Source organism: Porphyrobacter sp. ULC335 (genome assembly GCF_025917005.1).
GTDB lineage: Bacteria > Pseudomonadota > Alphaproteobacteria > Sphingomonadales > Sphingomonadaceae > Erythrobacter.
In genome coordinates, this window is record NZ_CP078091.1 from 3480001 (window position 1) to 3497478 (window position 17478).

Sequence of the window (17478 nt, forward strand, 5' to 3'; positions counted from 1 at the left end):
ATTCCGCCTTCATGCCCTCGAGTTGCAGAGGACAATCCGAACTGAGACATCTTTTGGAGATTAGCGCATCCTTGCGGAATAGCTGCCCACTGTAGATGCCATTGTAGCACGTGTGTAGCCCAGCCTGTAAGGGCCATGAGGACTTGACGTCATCCCCACCTTCCTCCGGCTTATCACCGGCAGTTTCCTTAAAGTGCCCAACTTAATGATGGCAACTAAGGACGAGGGTTGCGCTCGTTGCGGGACTTAACCCAACATCTCACGACACGAGCTGACGACAGCCATGCAGCACCTGTCACTAGGTCCCCGAAGGGAAGAAATCTGTCTCCAGAAGTCGTCCTAGGATGTCAAAGGCTGGTAAGGTTCTGCGCGTTGCTTCGAATTAAACCACATGCTCCACCGCTTGTGCAGGCCCCCGTCAATTCCTTTGAGTTTTAATCTTGCGACCGTACTCCCCAGGCGGATAACTTAATGCGTTAGCTGCGCCACCCAAGTTCCATGAACCCGGACAGCTAGTTATCATCGTTTACGGCGTGGACTACCAGGGTATCTAATCCTGTTTGCTCCCCACGCTTTCGCACCTCAGCGTCAATACTTGTCCAGCGAGTCGCCTTCGCCACTGGTGTTCTTCCGAATATCTACGAATTTCACCTCTACACTCGGAATTCCACTCGCCTCTCCAAGATTCTAGCTTCCCAGTTTCAAGGGCAGTTCCGGGGTTGAGCCCCGGGATTTCACCCCTGACTTAAAAAGCCGCCTACGTGCGCTTTACGCCCAGTAATTCCGAACAACGCTAGCTCCCTCCGTATTACCGCGGCTGCTGGCACGGAGTTAGCCGGAGCTTATTCTCCCGATACTGTCATTATCATCTCGGGTAAAAGAGCTTTACAACCCTAAGGCCTTCATCACTCACGCGGCATTGCTGGATCAGGCTTTCGCCCATTGTCCAATATTCCCCACTGCTGCCTCCCGTAGGAGTCTGGGCCGTGTCTCAGTCCCAGTGTGGCTGATCATCCTCTCAGACCAGCTATGGATCGTCGCCTTGGTAGGCCTTTACCCCACCAACTAGCTAATCCAACGCGGGCCCATCTAAAGGCGATAAATCTTTGGTCCGAAGACATTATCCGGTATTAGCAGTAATTTCTCACTGTTATTCCGAACCTAAAGGCAGGTTCCCACGCGTTACGCACCCGTGCGCCACTAGACCCGAAGGTCTCGTTCGACTTGCATGTGTTAGGCATGCCGCCAGCGTTCGTTCTGAGCCAGGATCAAACTCTCAAGTTGTGTCACACACCAAACCAGCATGGGGAAAACCCCACCCTCCAGTCTGGCATGAGCTGCAAGGAGCCGATACCTGCTGTCAAACGTAATGGATACGAATGAACATGCTTGCCATCCGGACAGGCGTGGAGCCTGTGTCGGATGTGGCATCGGCATAAATTAACCGGTTACCGGAGCCTTGAGGTCCCCGGACCGGGCGCCGTCGCCCACATGTCCCTTCATCAAAAACCAACAATGTCAAAGAGCCGCCAGACAGTAATAGCGGACAGCGATTGGTTCCCCGATTTACACCGGGGGACCGGCTATCCGAATTTGTTGGCGACCGGTCGTTGCGGTGGCGGTGGAAGCCGTCAGCGCCGCGTCGGTGGAGCCCATCTATGAGGGGTTCGTGATTCGGTCAACGGCTTTTTGCAATTTTATTTCACGAGCACGCAAGAACCGCAGAAATCCGCCATTTTTTCCCTACTTTCGGCCCCATTCCACCCCTTTGAGGTGGGGTGAATGACCCATACGAGCCCCCGAATCCGGGTGAATCGGGGCTCGGAATCGGTCTTTTGGCCTGCCTGGACCGCCCCAGACCCGCTCCTGCCCCGTGTTGGCCCCGATTCACTGTTGGACCGCGCCCCCTTCCCTTCAAAGGTGAGTCGCAGGCGTGTTGGGAAGCTCTCCTTAAAGTGGTAGGATCGCCGGCAACGGACAGAGCCATCAGCGCCTTGCCGTATCGGAGAGTTGCCATGATCGCCCGGACCATCCTTGTCGCCACCGCGCTTGGTGCTGCTTCACCGTCCACCGCCAGCACCCCCTCTGCCGATCCCACCGCTCCCCCAGTGGCCACCGGTCTTGTTGATCAGGGCGCCGAAGTGCTCGCCCTCGAACAGGAGCGGCACGACCGGCTTACTGTCCCTGTGATTGTGGAAGGCACCGGCCCCTATGCCTTCATGATCGACACCGGCAGCCAGGCGACCGCTGTCACCCACGAGATCCGCGCCGCAGCCGCGCTCGGACCGGCGGGGAAGGCGATGCTGGTCGGCATGGCCAGCCGCCGCGAGGTCGACATGGTCGATGTCAGCCGGATCGAGTTCGGCACCAACAGCTACACCAACTTTGCCGCACCCGTTCTGGCGCGCGAGCACGTGGGGGCAGACGGGATCATCGGGCTCGACGCTCTCCAGGACTTCCGCGTGCTGATCGATTTCCGCAAGCAGACCATTGCGGTGGAGGACGCCGGACAGAAAGAGCGGCGCGGCGGGTTCGACATTGTGGTGCGGGCGCGCAGCAAGCTGGGCCAGCTGCTGATCACCGACGCCACGGTGGAAGGCGTGCGCGCCACCGTCATCATTGATACCGGCGCGCAGGCGAGCCTTGGCAATCTTGCCCTGCGCGACAGGATCCGCGCCCGGCGAGCACAGGAAGTCATCACCACCGACGTCAACGGGGTCGATATCGTGGGCGAGCTCGCCTTCGTGCGCTCTTTGACAATAGAAGGCATGTCGCTGACCGATGTGCCCCTCACCTTTGCGGACACCCCGGCCTTTGCCGCGCTCGGGCTTCAGGATCAGCCCGTGCTCTCGATCGGGATGCAGCATCTCGCGCTGTTTGATCGGGTGGCGATAGACTTTGGCCGCCAGCGCATTCTCTTCGATGTGCCTGCCGATGTCGCACGGGCGATGCGCGAGGCGCGCAAGTCGGCAAATTACCGGGCGCGCTTCTAGAGCATTAAGTGCTCTAGCCCTGCGTCCTTGCGGGATGGCTGCCCTGCGCCCACATGGGGCAGGTCATGCCACCCGAAACCGCAACGCCCGCCGATCCCGCCGCCAATGAGAAGACTCGCGCGCGCGACACGGAGAGCTGGGCGACGCTCAAGCGCTTCCTGCCCTATCTCTGGCCCAAAGATAATCCGGGCCTGCGCACCCGCATCGTCGTGGCGATGGCACTGGTGCTTGCGGGCAAGGCGGTCACGCTGGCCCTGCCCTTTGCTTACAAGGGCGCGGTCGACGCGATGTCGGGAACCGCACGCGAGGGCGTGACGGTCGCGCTGGCGCTGGTGGCGGCCTATGCACTGGGGCGCTTCACCTCGGTCGCCTTCGACAATCTGCGCAACATCGCCTTCGAGCGGGTCGGACAGGTCGCGACGCTGCATCTGGCAGAGGACGTGTTCCACCGCCTCCACCGCCTGTCCCTGCGCTTCCACCTCGCGCGGCGCACCGGGGAGGTCACCAAGATCATCGAGCGCGGAACCAAGAGCATCGACCAGATGCTCTATTTCCTGCTGTTCAACATCGCCCCCACGATCATCGAGCTGATTGCGGTCGGCGTGATCTTCTACATCAATTTCGGGATCGAACTGGTCGCGGCGACGGCAATCACCGTGGTCGCTTATGTCTGGGTGACGCGCGCGATTACCGAGTGGCGCACCAAGCTGCGCCGCGAGATGAACGATCTCGACGGCAAGGCGCTGTACCGCGCAGTGGATTCCCTGCTCAACTACGAGACGGTGAAGTACTTCGGGGCCGAGCATCGCGAGGAAGCCCGCTACTCGCAGGCCGCGCGCGCCTATGCGCAGGCCGCGATCAAGTCCGAAAATTCGGTCGGCCTGCTCAACATGGCGCAGTCGGTCATCACCAATGCGCTGGTCGCTGCGGCGATGGCCTATACCGTGTGGGGCTGGAGCAAGGGCACCATGACGGTCGGCGATCTGGTGCTGGTCAACACCTACCTGATCCAGCTGTTCCGCCCGCTCGACGTGTTGGGCTGGGTGTACCGCACGATCCGCCAGGGCCTGATCGACATGGCCGAGATGTTCCGCCTGATCGACACCGATATCGAAGTGAAGGACAAGCCCGGCGCGCCCGCCCTGATTGTGCGCACGCCCACCGTGGTCTTCGACAACGTCACCTTCGGCTATGATCCGGGGCGCACGATCCTCAACGGTCTCAGCTTCGAGGTGCCCGCCGGCACCACCACCGCGATTGTCGGCCCTTCGGGCGCGGGCAAGAGCACCATCGGGCGGCTGTTGTTCCGCTTCTACGATCCGCTGTCCGGCCGCGTGCTGGTGGGGGGCGAGGATATCGCCGAGGTCACGCAGGAAAGCGTGCGCGCCGCGATCGGGATTGTCCCGCAGGACTCGGTGCTGTTCAACGAGAACCTCGCCTATAACATCGCCTATGGGGCGGAGGGCGCGGATCAGGCGATGATCGAGCAGGCCGCGCGCGATGCGGCGCTGACCCCGCTGATCGAACGCCTGCCCGACCGTTACGAGACAATGGTGGGCGAACGCGGCCTCAAGCTTTCGGGCGGCGAGAAGCAGCGCGTCGCCATTGCGCGGACGCTGGTCAAGAACCCGCCGATCCTGCTGCTCGATGAAGCGACCAGTGCTTTGGACACACGGACAGAGCAGGAAATCCTCGCCACGCTGCACCGGATTGCCAAGGGCCGCACCACAATCGCCATCGCGCACCGGCTTTCGACGATTGCCGATGCCGACAATATCCTTGTGCTGGACCACGGCCGTCTGGTCGAAAGCGGCAGCCACACGGCCCTGCTGAGCCGCGGCGGGCTTTATGCCGAAATGTGGACACGCCAGGCGAGCGAGCGGCCCGAGACCGATACCGGACCTGCCGCCGAAGCTGCGGAATAACCGCCCGCGCGGTCAGCCAAGCCGATTGCCTGCCCGCCGGACGCCCGTTACCTCTCTGTCACAAGTCCCCTTTCCTGGGGCCTTCCACCAAACGAGAGAGAACGAGCCCCATGCGTCACGCCCGTCTGCTTGCCCTGCTGCTCGCCAGCGCCGCCATTCCCGCCTCGGCGCAGGACGCGCCCGCCCCCGCCGCGCCGCCGAGCGTACCGGTCCCCGCGGCCCTCACCGCAGAAGAGATGCCGCCGATCCCGCTCGAGATGGCGGAGCGCGTGCGCCCCTATCTTGAATCCCGCGGCGCAGGCTTTGCCGGTTGGGACCCGAACACCCGCGCCGTGCTGATCTCCACGCGCTTTGCCAATGTCAGCCAGCTCCACCGTATCGCCATGCCGATGGGTGCGCGCACCCAGATCAGCTTCGAGGCAGAGACGGTGCGCGGCACCTATGCCCCGACCAAGGGGGATGTCATCGTCGTCAGCAAGGATCGCGGCGGGGACGAATACTTCCAGCTTCACACGCTGAAGGATGGCCGCCTGACCCTGCTCACCGACGGCAAAAGCCGCAACCAGATCAATGCGTGGAGCCGTGACGGGGACCTCATCGGCTTCAGCTCCACCCGCCGCAACGGGGTGGATTCGGACCTTTATGTCATGGACCCGCGCGATCCTGCCTCGACGCGGATCGTGCATGAAAGCAAGGGCGGCGGCTGGGCCATCACCGCCTTCTCGCCCGACAAGACCGCCGCCTATGTCGCCGATTACCGGTCAGTGCAGGATGTCGACCTCTACCGGCTCGATCTTGCCACTGGCGCCATGACGCCGATCGGCGATCCGAAAGCGCAGATCGCCTATAGCGGCGTCGAAGTCGCGCCCGATGGCACGCTGTGGGTGACGAGCGATGCAGGTTCGGACTTCCAGCGGCTCGGGCGCCTTGACCCTGCCACGGGCAAGTTCAAGCCTGTCAGCCGCGAGAACTGGGATGTCGACGGCTTCGATATCTCGGACGATGGCAAGACCATTGTCTATGAAGTCAATGAAGCGGGCTCCGACACTTTGCGCATCCTCGATGTTGCCAGCGGCAAGGTGACGAAGGTTGATGCCCTGCCCGCTGGCCAGATCGGCGGGCTGGAATTCGCACCCTGGGGCGAAATCGGCTTTTCCTTCTCCAGCGCCAAGAGCGCGGCGGATGTGTGGTCGCTCGACCCGGCGACCATGCAGCTGACCCGCTGGACGCAAAGCGAGACCGGCGGGCTTGACCCGCAGGTCAATGTCGAACCGCGGATCGTGACGACTAAAAGCTTTGACGGGCTGGAGGTATCGGGCCTGCTCTACATGCCCGATCCCGCCAAGTTCCCGGGCAAGCGGCCGCTGATTGTCGATGTGCACGGCGGGCCTGAAGGGCAGAGCACAGCCGGCTACATGGGGGCCGATAACTACTACCTCAACGAACTCGGCGTTGGCCTGTTCTACCCCAACGTGCGCGGCTCGACCGGGTATGGGAAGACCTTCGTCAGCCTCGACAACGGGCCGTTCAAGCGCGAGGATTCGGTCAAGGACATGGCCGCGCTGATCGATGCGCTGCGCGCCGATCCGGCGGTCGATCCGGCCAAGGTCGGGCTGACCGGCGGATCTTACGGCGGGTATATGTGCTATGCCGCGGCGGTCCAGCTCAAGGACAAGCTGACCGCGACCACCTGCATCGTGGCGATCAGCAACTTCGTCAGCTTCCTCGAAAACACCAACCCCTACCGCCAGGACCTGCGCCGGGTTGAATATGGCGACGAGCGCGATCCGGCGCAGCGCGCCAAGCTGACGGAAATCAGCCCGCTGACCCGCGTCAGCGAGATCAGCAAGCCGATGTTCGTCATCACCGGGGCGAATGATCCGCGCGTGCCGAAATCCGAAGCCGACCAGATGGTGGCCGCAATCCGCGCCAATGGCGGGGAAGCATGGCATCTCGTCGCAGCCGATGAAGGCCACGGCTTCCGCAAGAAGGCCAACGCAGACTACGCCTTCCTCGCGCAGCTGGTGTTCTGGAAAAAGTACCTGCTCGGCGAGTGATCAGGCCGCGGCGGCGAGGCGTTGGAGAATGTCCAGCGCCTCGTCACGCCGTTCCCACGGCACGAACAGGTGATCGTGGTGAAACCCCGCCACGACATTGCAGGCGATGCCTGCGTCAGCCAGCGCGGTGGCTACCGCTGCCGTCAGCCCCACGCCGTTAAGCGCCGAGTGGACGGTGAGGGTGATGCGGGCAAAATCACCACTTTGGTCCGGGAGGATGGCGGTCGTCCCCTCATCCTCGCGGATCAATGCGAAGGCTTCTGCGGGTGCATCGCCATCGACCAACGCGAAGTGCCAGCGCCGCGCGTCAAGTAACGGGGCCATGCCCGCCAGCATCCCCGCAAGGTCGCTGACCGGCCCGGCGCCCATTACAGGATGTACTTGCTGAGGTCGGTATTCCCCGCCAGCCCTGCCAGCCGCGCCTCGACATAGGCGGCGTCGATGGTGATCGTCTCGCCCCCGTGATCCTCCGCCTCGAAGCTGATCTCTTCGAGCAGCCGCTCCATCACCGTCTGCAAGCGCCGCGCGCCGATGTTCTCGATGCTGGCGTTCACCTGCGCCGCGATCGCCGCGATGGCGTGGACGGCATCATCGGTAAATTCGAGCGTGACGTTCTCCGTGCCGAGCAGCGCCTTGTACTGCGCGACGAGATTGGCACGGGTCTCCGACAGAATGCGCACGAAATCCGCCTCGGTCAGTGCGCGCAGTTCTACCCGGATCGGCAGGCGGCCCTGCAATTCGGGCAGCATGTCCGAAGGCTTGGCCACGTGGAACGCGCCCGAGGCGATGAACAGCACGTGGTCGGTCTTCATCGGCCCGTATTTGGTGGCGACCGTGGTGCCTTCGATCAGCGGCAGCAGATCGCGCTGCACGCCTTCGCGGCTGACAGAACCGCCGCGCACGTCGGAAACCGCGATCTTGTCGATCTCGTCGAGGAACACGATCCCGTTGGTTTCGGCGTTCAGGAGCGCGGCGCGGGCAACATCGTCCTGATCAAGGCGCTTGTCGGCCTCCTCCTCGACCAACCGGTCCCACGCATCGGGCACGCGCAGCTTCTGCCGGCGGGTGTTCTTCCGCCCCAGTGCCTTGCCCATCATGTCGGAAAGGTCGATCATCCCCATCTGACCGCCCATGTTGCCCATGTCGAAGGGTGCGGCAGGGGTATCCCTCACCTCGATCTCGACCTCGACATCGTTCATCGCATTCTGGACGATGCGCTGGCGGAAGCTGGCGCGGGTCGCTTCGGAGGCGTTATCGCCGACCAGCGCGGTGAGCAGGCGGTCCATCGCCGCTTCGGACGCGGCTTCGCGCACCTTTTCACGGCGGCGTTCCTTCTCCAGCCGGATCGCCTCTTCCACCAGATCGCGGGCGATCTGTTCGACATCGCGCCCGACATAGCCGACCTCGGTGAACTTGGTCGCCTCGACCTTGATGAACGGGGCCTCGGCCAGTTTGGCCAGCCGGCGGCTGATCTCGGTCTTGCCGCAACCCGTCGGCCCGATCATCAGGATGTTCTTCGGCGTCACCTCGTCGCGCAGGTCCGCACCGAGCCGCTGCCGCCGCCAGCGGTTCCGCAGCGCCACGGCAACCGCACGCTTAGCATCAGCCTGGCCGATAATGTGTTCGTCGAGCGCGGCGACAATCGCCTTGGGAGTCAGCGCCTGAAGGGGGGAAGAGGTGGTCATGGGGTCTTTCTATCGGGTTCCTGCAAGCTATGTGGCCCCGCCAGCCAGCGGTTCAAGGCCAGCGTCATCGGCCGCTCGATCCAGCGGAAGAACAGCCAGCTTGAACAGATGGTCGCGGCCAGCGCGCTGGCGAGATAGTCCCACGGCCCGGCATCGAAACCCGGCAGCCGCCCCCAGAACCACAGCCAGAACCACGCGACCGGCACATGCAGGAGATAGATCGCATAGCTCGCATCGCCTGCCTTGGTGATGAGCTGCTCTGCGGGCAGAGCCAGCGGCCCGCCGAGCGCGGCAATTGCGATCAGCAGCGCGGGCAGCCCTGCCCATGCCAGGAAATCCCATCCGCCTGCGGTCGGCTCGAAAGGAGCGGGAACAAGCAGGACCGCCGGGATGATCGCGAGCAGCACCAGCCAGCGCAGTCCGCTTGGCAGGATTCCCCCGCCCGCGCGCCACAGCGCCAGCGCCATCCCCGCCGCGAACATCACCGGCAGGGGGCGGGTCAGCGCGAAGAGAAGCGGATCGACAGGCGGCACCCAGAACCCTGCGAGGATCATCACCCCTAACGTACCCGCCACCGCCAGGATCGCCCGGCGGCGCGGCAGCGGCAGGAACAGGCCGAAGATGAAATAAAACGCCATCTCGTACAGCAGGGTCCAGCCGACCCACAGATACACCAGCGGCCGCAGCTCCCCGCCCCTCGGCCATTCCGGGATCAGTGCCAGCGAGCGGAGGAAATGCGCCGCGTCCGGCGTGCGCGCAAAAAAGATGGTCAGCACCGCCGCCATCAGCGCGCTTGCCAGCCAGTAAGGGGGCATGATGCGGATGAAACGCCGCCGCCAGAACGTTCCGCGCGCGCCGGGCGTGCCGAACCGGCCTTGCGCTGCGGTCACCATCACATAGCCCGAGATAATGAAGAACAGCATCACCGCCAGCTGCGCCTCGCGCTCGCCGCGCCAGTTGTGGCCGAGGCCGAGGCCGTTTCCCAGTTGGTCGGCAAAACCGAAGGCAATGTGCACAGCCGCAACCGTCAAGGCGGCGAGCGCGCGCAGCAACTGGATCGCGGAGACCTTGCGCTGCGCAGCCACGATGTCCGGCGTCATGTTTTCTGCTTCTGCCCAATCCGCGATTGATCGCGGGCCAGAACGGATAGGGCTAAACCGTCTCGACCGTCAAATTGCCGTTGGTAAAGACGCAGATGTCCGCCGCGACTGCCATCGCCTTGCGGGCGATCACTTCGGCGTCGTTCTCGTAGTCGGCAATCGCCCGCGCAGCGGCGAGCGCGAAGTTCCCGCCCGATCCGATGGCGGCTATTTCGCCGATCGGTTCCAGAACATCGCCATTGCCGGTCAGCACCAGCAGCGTGTCGTGATCGGCAACGATCATCAGCGCTTCGAGATTGCGGAGATATTTGTCCGTGCGCCAGTCCTTGGCGAGCTCCACTGAAGCCCGCATCAGCTGACCGGAATATTGTTCGAGCTTCTTCTCGAGCCGCTCGAACAGGGTGAAGGCATCCGCAGTCGCTCCGGCAAAGCCCGCGATCACGCTGCCATCGCCGATGCGGCGCACCTTGCGGGCGTTCGGCTTCATCACCGTGTTGCCCATCGACACCTGCCCGTCACCCGCGATGACCGTGGTGCCGCCGCGCCGGACGCCGATGATGGTAGTGCCGTGCCACTGCACGAGGCCGTGGGCCGAAGGATCGTGTGTCATGCGGGCAATATGGAGCGCCCGCGCCACGGATCAAGCGCGCAGGGCGTCAGGGCGCTTACTGGCCGTTGGGTCCGCCGCCCGGCCCGCCGCCCACGCCTGCCCCGCCGACCTGGCCGATATTGCCGAACAGGTCTTCCAGGAAGCCGCGCTCGCGGCCCAGCGTCGGTGTCTTGTCGCCGTTGGGATCAAGGTACACGACCTTGTCGACCCCGCTGCGTTCCACGTTGGTCACCCGGCCCGCTTCGTCAAACTGCACCGCCAGAACGCTGTGCTCGCGAATCCGCGGACGGCTGAACGGGCGCTGGCCGGTAATGCTCGACACATAATACCAGGTCGGCGTGCCGAACTGGCTGGTGAACGTGGGGCGCCCCAGCGTGCCTTCGACCGATTGCTGGTTGTCGATGCGCGGCTGGATCACGTCCACCAGCAGCGGGTCAACGATATAGCCACGCGATTCGCGGATTGCGGTACAGGCCGGCAGCAGGGTGGCGGCCATAGCCAGCAACGCCGCGCCGCGCAGCCTGCGCCAGCCGGAATTCCCCGTGCCTGCATTATGCATCGAAGCGTTCATCTGCGCCAAACCGTATCCGTCCCGTGTTGTGCTGCGCAAAGTCGCGCTCTTGTCCCTTGGGCGAGGTGCTTTAAGGGGGTAGGCGCAAGCTTGCAACGCACCATATGGCAAAGCGGTGGGACAGTCGGGTTGAACGGCTGTTGAACGCATCCGCGGCTCGTGCGTTGCCGTAGGATGCGAAGGGCCACGCGGCGGCCCTGTCACCTGCTTTGGAACACCGCGCGAAAGGCCCGTTACCCCATGTCCTTCCTCTCCCGCCTGCTCGGCACTGCCCCGGACCCGCGCGAAAGCGTGCGGCCGCTGTGGCACCGGGTGATCGAGCTTGCGCGCGATTCCGTCTATTACACAGAGTGCGGCGTGGCGGACACGATCGCCGGGCGCTTCGACATGATCACCGCCGTGCTGAGCGCGGTGATGGTGCGCATCGAAGCCTCCGACATGCGCGCAGAAAGCGCTCTGCTGGCGGAATTGTTCGTCGAGGATATGGACGGGCAGCTGCGCGAATTCGGGGTCAATGACGTGGTCGTGGGCAAGCGCATCGGCAAGCTGATGAGCGTGCTGGGCGGCAGGCTCGGGGCCTACCGCAGCGCCTTGAATGCGGGCGACATGGACAAGCTGACCGGCGCGATCCAGCGCAATGTCACCTTTGCCGAAGGCGCGGACGAGGCCGCCAGCGCGCGTGCCGTGGCGGAACGCGTGATGAAGCTGTTCGAGCGTCTGGGCCGCTTTTCCGAGGCCGAAATGCTGAAAGCGAGCGCGATCTGGTGAGCGCCCCGCTGCCCCCTTCCGAACTGACCCGCATGGTCAAGGTTCGCCCCCTGCCCGGCGAGTCGCTGGTCATCGAGGCGACCGAGGCCGAGCGCGCCGCGCTCGCCGTGCGGTTCGGGCTGGGAGCGGTGCATGCCCTGCGCGCCGAAGTGGCACTGGAGCAGAAACCGCGCGCGATCCGGGCGACGGGGCGGATGCGCGCCGACATCATGCAGCCCTGCGCGATCAGCGGAGAGGACTTCCCGGTGCGTATCGACGAGCCTGTCGATCTGCGCTTTGTCGAGGAAAACCAGCGGCCTGCAACCGATGCCGAGGAAATCGAACTGCTAGCCGACGACTGCGACGAGATCGAATTTGCCGGCGAGATGTTCGACCTTGGCGAGGCTGTGGCGCAGACGCTGGGCCTTGCCATCGATCCCTATGCCGAAGGGCCGAACGCCGATGCGGCCCGCAAAGCGGCAGGGATCGTTGCCGAGGGCGAGCAGCTCGGCCCGCTCGCGGATATGCTGGCGGGGCTGAAGAAGGACTGAGGCCTGCTAACCGGTCGCTGGCGTCGGTTGTTTCACATGAAACACACCGCAAAACGGGGCTAAGGGGGGTCTAACCGGGGTCTGGAGGGGGGCAAACCTCACGGTCGCTCACCTTCCATGGGTTCAGAAACAATTCTTCCACCGGAACACCGAAATAGGCGGCCATGCGATAGGCCATGGGCAGCGACGGGTCATATTTGTCGGCCTCGATCGCGATAATCGTCTGGCGAGAGATTTCCAGCCGCTCTGCCAAGTCCCCTTGATTGAGGCCTTGCGCCTTGCGCAGCTCGCGGAGGCAGTTTTTCATTCCGACTGCCCACGGCCGCGTAGTTGCCAGACGAACCACACGATCAGGAATCCGGCAAGCTGCGCGATCGCCATCATGACGGCGCCCTGCGTGAAGTCGCTTTCGCGCCCAAAGAAGGTCATAACGTAGATCAGCAGCGCCAGACCGCCGAAGGTGCCGCCCCAGTACCAACTGACCAATTGGCCTTGCTGCTGCAGATCGTCGATCTTGCGCCACCACAGCCAGGTAAGAGCGAGCACCGGCACGTAGAGTGCCAGCATGAGGGGGTAGATCAGCAGCGGCTGCGGACTGCCCCCGCCAAGCGGGATAAACTGTGCGAACACCACACCGGCCACCAACACGGCCGCGATCGTGAGTGCGCCAAGCAGTCGGAATTTCGCGCGGTACGACATCATCTTCACCTCATCATCCGATTTGATGTTCAGATGTTTTTACATTCTCGTTGAAAATGTCAAAAGGTTTTTACATTCGAGCCACAAAAAAGCCCCGCAATCGCTTGCGGGGCCTTGATGTGATCTTTGATTATCTGCGTGGCTCAGAACGGAATATCGTCATCCAGATCGTCGTAGCCGCCGCCGCCCGCAGGCGCGCCGCCGCCGCCGAAGCCGCCGCCCGACGAACCGCCACCGCCCTGATCCCAGCTACCACCGCCACCGCCGCCGCTGAAGCCGCCGGAGCGACCGCCGCCGCCGCCCATGCCGCCGCCTGCACCGCCGCTGCCTTGCGGACCATCAAGCATGGTAAGCGTGCCGCCGAGGCCCTGGATGACGATTTCGGTGCTGTAGCGGTCCTGCCCGTTCTGGTCCTGCCACTTGCGGGTCTGCAGCTTGCCTTCCACGAAGACCTTGCTGCCCTTCTTCAGGAAGCGTTCGACCACGCTGACGAGGCCTTCGGAGAAGATCGCGACCGTGTGCCACTCGGTCTTTTCCTTGCGCTCCCCGGTCGCCTTGTCCTTCCACTGTTCGGACGTGGCGATGCGCAGGTTGGCGACCTTGCCGCCATTCTGGAAGCTGCGGATTTCCGGATCAGCGCCCAGATTGCCAATCAGCATGACCTTGTTGAGCGAACCCGCCATCGAAATACCCTTCCCGTCAATGTCTTGATCCTGCCCGCGAGGATGCGCTGCGAATCTGTGACAGGCAATAGGCAAGGTTGGCCGCCTGCGCGAGGCGCGGCTTAAGGATAATCACCAGTTCGGATGCGTTATTGTCCGCCTACCGCTGCGCTGCTTGAGGCCGGTTACCGCGCCGGGTAGCGCAGCCGCCCGAGGAAGCGCGTCAGGCTCGGCAGTTCGCGGTCCTTGCCGAGAAACTGCGCCTTGGCCTTTTCGAACTTCATCACGCCGTCGATCCGCCGGTCGAGGAAGGCATAGGTATCGGCCTTGCCCTCGGAATCGTCGTTCACGAACACCGCCAGCGTTGCCGAGTAGATGCCCGCGAGGATCGCGCGCTTGGTATAGTGGTTGTAATCGGTCGCTGTGTCGCCCGCGAGCCGCCACATGATGTCGGCGGAACGCCAGCCGAGCTTCAGCCCGCGGCGCGCGTTCTGCGGCTGTGCCATCACCGCCAGCGCGCGGCGCACGGCTTCATCAATATGGGAAACCGCTTCCAGCCGGAAGGCGACCAGCGCGCGGATGCGTTCACGGATCTTGAGCGTGGCGAGGCGTTCTGCCGGCCATTCGGCCTCCATCGCCTGATCGACGCTGGTGATCCACGCCTCGACCATGTCCATCGGCTTCGCGCCCGGAAAGGCGAGCTTTGCCACATCGACGTCGGCACCCGCCATTTCGGCAGCGGCGACCAGCGCGGTTTCGTTCCACCCGTCAAAGATCGCAGAGGCCGCGATATCGGGGGCGAGGGCGACGCGCAGTTCGTCGAGCGTGAGATCGGAAAAATCGGTCATGTCAGAAAGAAGGCCCGTAATCTTTCTTGGTTCCCGCCGCCGCGCGCTTCTTGTCGGCGTTTTCGAATTCTTGCAGCATCAGCGTGTTGCTGCTCATCAATGTCACGTAATCGCGCGCGGACCGGCCCGAGTTGTCATTGTGATCGGGGTCTGCACCCTTTTCCAGCAGCAGCCGCACCATCGCCACGTTGCGCGCGTGCACGGCGGCGATCAGCGGCGTTTCGCCCGTCTGGTCAGACACATTGACGGTCGCCCCGCCCTTGATCAGCGCCTCCACCCCGTCGGCAAAGCCCATCGCGGTTGCCAGCTGGAGCGGGGTGATGCCCTTCTTGTTGCGGATGTTCGGATCGGCCCCGCGTTGCAGCAGGAAGCGAATCCACAAGACATCGCTGCGCGCCACCACCACATGCAGGCCGGTATCGCCGCTGGTGATGTCGCGGGCGTTGACGATCTGGGTGCCCGGCTTGGACAGCATGTCGGTTGCCTTGTCGCCGTCACGTTCCTTGACCGCTTCGAGGAACTGGTAGCCTTCCGACTGGAACTGCGCGGCGGCCGGAACGGCCAGCGCCAGCGCAAGGGCAGGCACAATCGCGCTGGCAATCGCGCGGCGAGTCCCTAACTTGCGCAAAACATCGAGAGCCAAGGTTTGATCCTTTCGCATTACCTGCCACACAAATCGTGAGGCACGGCGCGGGGGCGGGCCGAGCCGCCATTCGCAAGCGACCAGTTAGCAGAGCATGAACCGCATCAACAAGCCTTCCGCCACACTCTCCGTCGCAATTGCGGCTGCTCTGGCGCTTGCCGGGTGCGGCGCGACCACTCCGAAGGAAGAGCCGCCACTGGCAGGCGCGTCGATCGGGGGTGATTTCACGCTCACCAACAGCAAGGGTGAAACCGTGCGCTGGGGTGATTTTGCGGGCAAATACCGCATCGTCTATTTCGGCTACGCCTATTGCCCCGATATCTGCCCCACCGACATGCAGCGCGTGGCGCAGGGGCTGAAGGTGCTGAAGGCGCAGGACCCGGCCAAGGCGGCAAAGATCACGCCGATCTTCATCTCGGTCGATCCCGAACGCGATACGCCCGCGGTGGTGGGAGAATTCACCGCTGCCTTCTCCCCCGACATCGTCGGGCTGACCGGCACGCCCGAACAGGTCGCCGCCGCGGCCAAGGCCTTTGCGGTGGCTTACGGCAAGGGGGAAACCACCGAAGGCGGCGGCTACCTCGTCGATCATTCGACCATCACCTTCCTGTTCGGCCCCGATGGCGCGCCGCTTGCGACGCTGCCCACCGACAAGGGCGGCGAAGCGGTGGCGGCGGAACTGGACCGATGGGTGAACTGAGGGAGCGTTTCTGGGAGCTGCCCCTGGGCGAGCTGACCCGGCCCGAATGGGAAGCGCTGTGCGATGGCTGCGGCCGCTGCTGCCTGCACAAGCTGGAGGACGAGGACACCGGCGAGGTGATCGACACCAACATCGCCTGCCGCCTGCTCGACACCCGCACCGCGCAGTGCAGCGATTATCGCAACCGCAAGGCCTTCGTCCCCGATTGCCTGCGCCTGACGCTCAGGATCGTCGAACAGGTGAGCTGGCTGCCCAAGACCTGCGCCTACCGCCTGCGCAACGAGGGCCGTCCGCTCCCGGACTGGCACTACCTTCTCTCGGGCGACCGCGATGCGGTGCGACGGGCAGGCGTGTCGATCGTGGGACGCGCGGTCAGCGAAGTGGATGCCGGGCCGATCGAGCACCACATCACCGAATGGCCCCGCGCGCGTGGCGACTGGCGGAAGGTCGACACATGATCGACTGGCTGCGCGGCGCCTCGGTCAAACGGCCCCTCGATCCCGATATCGACCTTGGCGGCAAGCGCGTGCCGATCGTGCTGAAGCGGATGCGCAATGCGCGGCGGCTGACGCTGCGGCTCGCGCCCGATGGCAGCGAGGTGCGGATCACCCTGCCCGCCTGGGCCGAGGGGCGCGAGGCCCTCGCCTTCGCCCATGCGCGCAAGGGCTGGCTGGCCGAACAATTCGCCAAGATGCCGCAACGCGCCGCGCCCGAACCGGGCGGCGATCTGCTCTATCGCGGCGGGACGCTGCGGCTGGCGTGGGAGGCGCGCAATCCCCGCCGTCCGGTGGTCGATGGCGACGTGCTGAAGATCGGCGGGCCGGAGACGGGTCTGGAACTGCGCATCCGCCGCTGGCTGGAGGCCGAGGCGCTGCGCCTCGCCGACGGAGACATGCGCGATTACTGCGCGGCGGCGGGCCTTGATCCGGTGCCGCTCGGCTTGACGCGGGCGCAGCGGCGCTGGGGATCATGCTCGGACAAAAGCCGCATCCGCATCAACTGGCGGCTGGTGCAGGCCCCCGATTTCGTGCGCCGGTCGGTGGTGGCGCACGAGGTCGCGCATCTTGTCCACTTCGACCACTCGCCAGCCTTTCATGCACTGCTCGGCCGCATCTTCGAAGGCGAGATCGCGGCGGCAGACCGGTGGCTGAAGGAACACGGGCGCGGGCTTTACGCGAGCTTCGGCTAAGGCGAGACTTTGCGATAGCGCCGCCTGCCCCTATATTGGCCCGATGCTCTCCAAATCGCGCTTCAATCCTGCGTCCGGCCTTGCCGATTTCTGGACCGAGATCCGTCGTCCCCAGCCCTATCGCGTGCCGATCCTGATCATGTCGATCCTGCCGGTCGCCGGGATGCTCTATTGGGGGATGAACAGCACCGTCTATGGCGAGCCCGAGCGGCCCAAGGTGACCTATATCACCACGCTCGAACCCGCGCGGACCGATGCCGAAATCATGGCCGAGAACCTCGCCAACCAGCAGATAAAGGACCTGCGCGCTGCCGAGCAGGCCCGCATCGCCGAGCGCAAGCGCGAGCTTTACAAGTCGCTTGGCAAGGCGGCGGGGATGGATGTCGAGGCCATCGAGCGCAAGGCCGAAGCCGAGCGCGCCGCCGAGGAAGCGGCGGCCGCCAAGCGGCGCAAGGAGGCTGGCGTCGCACCGACGAATGAAAGCGCCGGACAATAGCC

Annotated in this window: 19 protein-coding genes and 1 rRNA gene (1 of these 20 only partly in view); 9 read left to right on the plus strand and 11 right to left on the minus strand. The window is 64.2% G+C overall.

The genetic code is table 11. The features are described 5' to 3' along the window. A 16S ribosomal RNA gene (locus KVF90_RS16680) occupies positions 1-1284 on the minus strand; it reaches 201 nt to the left of the window's first position. Between the two features lie 731 nt (positions 1285-2015). On the opposite strand from KVF90_RS16680, the gene KVF90_RS16685 reads away from it, so the two are divergent. The 3 genes from KVF90_RS16685 (at position 2016) to KVF90_RS16695 (ending at position 6975) form a co-directional block, all read left to right on the plus strand. Then, positions 2016-2993, plus strand: coding sequence for a retroviral-like aspartic protease family protein (locus tag KVF90_RS16685; RefSeq protein WP_264392675.1), 978 nt, complete (start codon positions 2016-2018; stop codon positions 2991-2993). A 65-nt stretch (positions 2994-3058) separates the two neighbouring features. Then, positions 3059-4918, plus strand: coding sequence for an ABCB family ABC transporter ATP-binding protein/permease (locus tag KVF90_RS16690; protein WP_264392676.1), 1860 nt, complete (start codon positions 3059-3061; stop codon positions 4916-4918). A 110-nt stretch (positions 4919-5028) separates the two neighbouring features. Next, positions 5029-6975, plus strand: coding sequence for a prolyl oligopeptidase family serine peptidase (locus KVF90_RS16695; protein WP_264392677.1), 1947 nt, complete (start codon positions 5029-5031; stop codon positions 6973-6975). On the opposite strand, the gene KVF90_RS16700 is transcribed toward KVF90_RS16695, so the two are convergent. The 5 genes from KVF90_RS16700 to KVF90_RS16720 are packed head-to-tail and all read right to left on the minus strand — an operon-like array spanning position 6976 to position 10941. Further along, entirely contained in the window at positions 6976-7344 is a 369-nt protein-coding gene (locus KVF90_RS16700; protein ID WP_264392678.1) for an ACT domain-containing protein, read from the minus strand. Beyond that, complete coding sequence (gene hslU / locus KVF90_RS16705; RefSeq protein ID WP_264392679.1) at positions 7344-8660, minus strand: ATP-dependent protease ATPase subunit HslU; 1317 nt, start codon at positions 8658-8660, stop codon at positions 7344-7346. The genes KVF90_RS16700 and hslU overlap by 1 nt, the downstream gene beginning before the upstream one ends. Then, complete coding sequence (locus tag KVF90_RS16710) at positions 8657-9760, minus strand: acyltransferase family protein (RefSeq protein WP_264392680.1); 1104 nt, start codon at positions 9758-9760, stop codon at positions 8657-8659. The genes hslU and KVF90_RS16710 overlap by 4 nt, the downstream gene beginning before the upstream one ends. A gap of 52 nt (positions 9761-9812) precedes the next feature. Continuing rightward, entirely contained in the window at positions 9813-10370 is a 558-nt protein-coding gene (gene hslV, locus KVF90_RS16715; RefSeq protein WP_264392681.1) for an ATP-dependent protease subunit HslV, read from the minus strand. 55 nt (positions 10371-10425) lie between these two features. Continuing rightward, a complete protein-coding gene (locus tag KVF90_RS16720) occupies positions 10426-10941 on the minus strand; it encodes an outer membrane protein assembly factor BamE (protein WP_413676995.1) in 516 nt (171 codons plus the stop codon). Positions 10942-11181: 240 nt separating this feature from the next. Here KVF90_RS16720 and KVF90_RS16725 point away from each other — a divergent pair, with 240 nt between their 5' ends. Both KVF90_RS16725 and KVF90_RS16730 read left to right on the plus strand, forming a co-directional pair. After that, complete coding sequence (locus tag KVF90_RS16725; RefSeq protein ID WP_264392682.1) at positions 11182-11709, plus strand: ubiquinol-cytochrome C chaperone family protein; 528 nt, start codon at positions 11182-11184, stop codon at positions 11707-11709. After that, complete coding sequence (locus KVF90_RS16730) at positions 11706-12239, plus strand: YceD family protein (protein WP_264392683.1); 534 nt, start codon at positions 11706-11708, stop codon at positions 12237-12239. The genes KVF90_RS16725 and KVF90_RS16730 overlap by 4 nt, the downstream gene beginning before the upstream one ends. Positions 12240-12309: 70 nt before the next feature. On the opposite strand, the gene KVF90_RS16735 is transcribed toward KVF90_RS16730, so the two are convergent. The 5 genes from KVF90_RS16735 to KVF90_RS16755 form a co-directional block, all read right to left on the minus strand. Continuing rightward, entirely contained in the window at positions 12310-12546 is a 237-nt protein-coding gene (locus KVF90_RS16735; RefSeq protein ID WP_264392684.1) for a helix-turn-helix transcriptional regulator, read from the minus strand. Further along, the gene (locus tag KVF90_RS16740; RefSeq protein WP_264392685.1) at positions 12543-12941 is read right to left on the minus strand and encodes a hypothetical protein; all 399 of its coding nucleotides are present in this window, start codon (positions 12939-12941) and stop codon (positions 12543-12545) included. The genes KVF90_RS16735 and KVF90_RS16740 overlap by 4 nt, the downstream gene beginning before the upstream one ends. A 140-nt stretch (positions 12942-13081) precedes the next feature. Then, the gene (gene ssb / locus KVF90_RS16745) at positions 13082-13621 is read right to left on the minus strand and encodes a single-stranded DNA-binding protein (protein ID WP_264392686.1); all 540 of its coding nucleotides are present in this window, start codon (positions 13619-13621) and stop codon (positions 13082-13084) included. A gap of 164 nt (positions 13622-13785) precedes the next feature. Further along, positions 13786-14448 (minus strand): COQ9 family protein, encoded by a 663-nt coding sequence (locus KVF90_RS16750; protein ID WP_264392687.1) that lies wholly within the window; start codon positions 14446-14448, stop codon positions 13786-13788. 1 nt (position 14449) lies between these two features. Further along, complete coding sequence (locus KVF90_RS16755) at positions 14450-15091, minus strand: ankyrin repeat domain-containing protein (protein ID WP_264392688.1); 642 nt, start codon at positions 15089-15091, stop codon at positions 14450-14452. Between the two features lie 94 nt (positions 15092-15185). Here KVF90_RS16755 and KVF90_RS16760 point away from each other — a divergent pair, with 94 nt between their 5' ends. The 4 genes from KVF90_RS16760 to KVF90_RS16775 are packed head-to-tail and all read left to right on the plus strand — an operon-like array spanning position 15186 to position 17476. Then, positions 15186-15791 (plus strand): SCO family protein, encoded by a 606-nt coding sequence (locus KVF90_RS16760; protein ID WP_264392689.1) that lies wholly within the window; start codon positions 15186-15188, stop codon positions 15789-15791. After that, entirely contained in the window at positions 15779-16249 is a 471-nt protein-coding gene (locus tag KVF90_RS16765) for a YcgN family cysteine cluster protein (RefSeq protein ID WP_264392690.1), read from the plus strand. The genes KVF90_RS16760 and KVF90_RS16765 overlap by 13 nt, the downstream gene beginning before the upstream one ends. After that, positions 16246-16980, plus strand: a complete 735-nt coding sequence (locus KVF90_RS16770) for a M48 family metallopeptidase (protein ID WP_264392691.1) — start codon at positions 16246-16248, stop codon at positions 16978-16980. Before KVF90_RS16765 ends, KVF90_RS16770 begins: the two co-directional genes overlap by 4 nt. A gap of 43 nt (positions 16981-17023) precedes the next feature. Further along, on the plus strand, positions 17024-17476 hold the full coding sequence (locus tag KVF90_RS16775; RefSeq protein WP_264392692.1) for a hypothetical protein: 453 nt from the start codon (positions 17024-17026) through the stop codon (positions 17474-17476). Positions 17477-17478 lie beyond the last annotated feature (2 nt).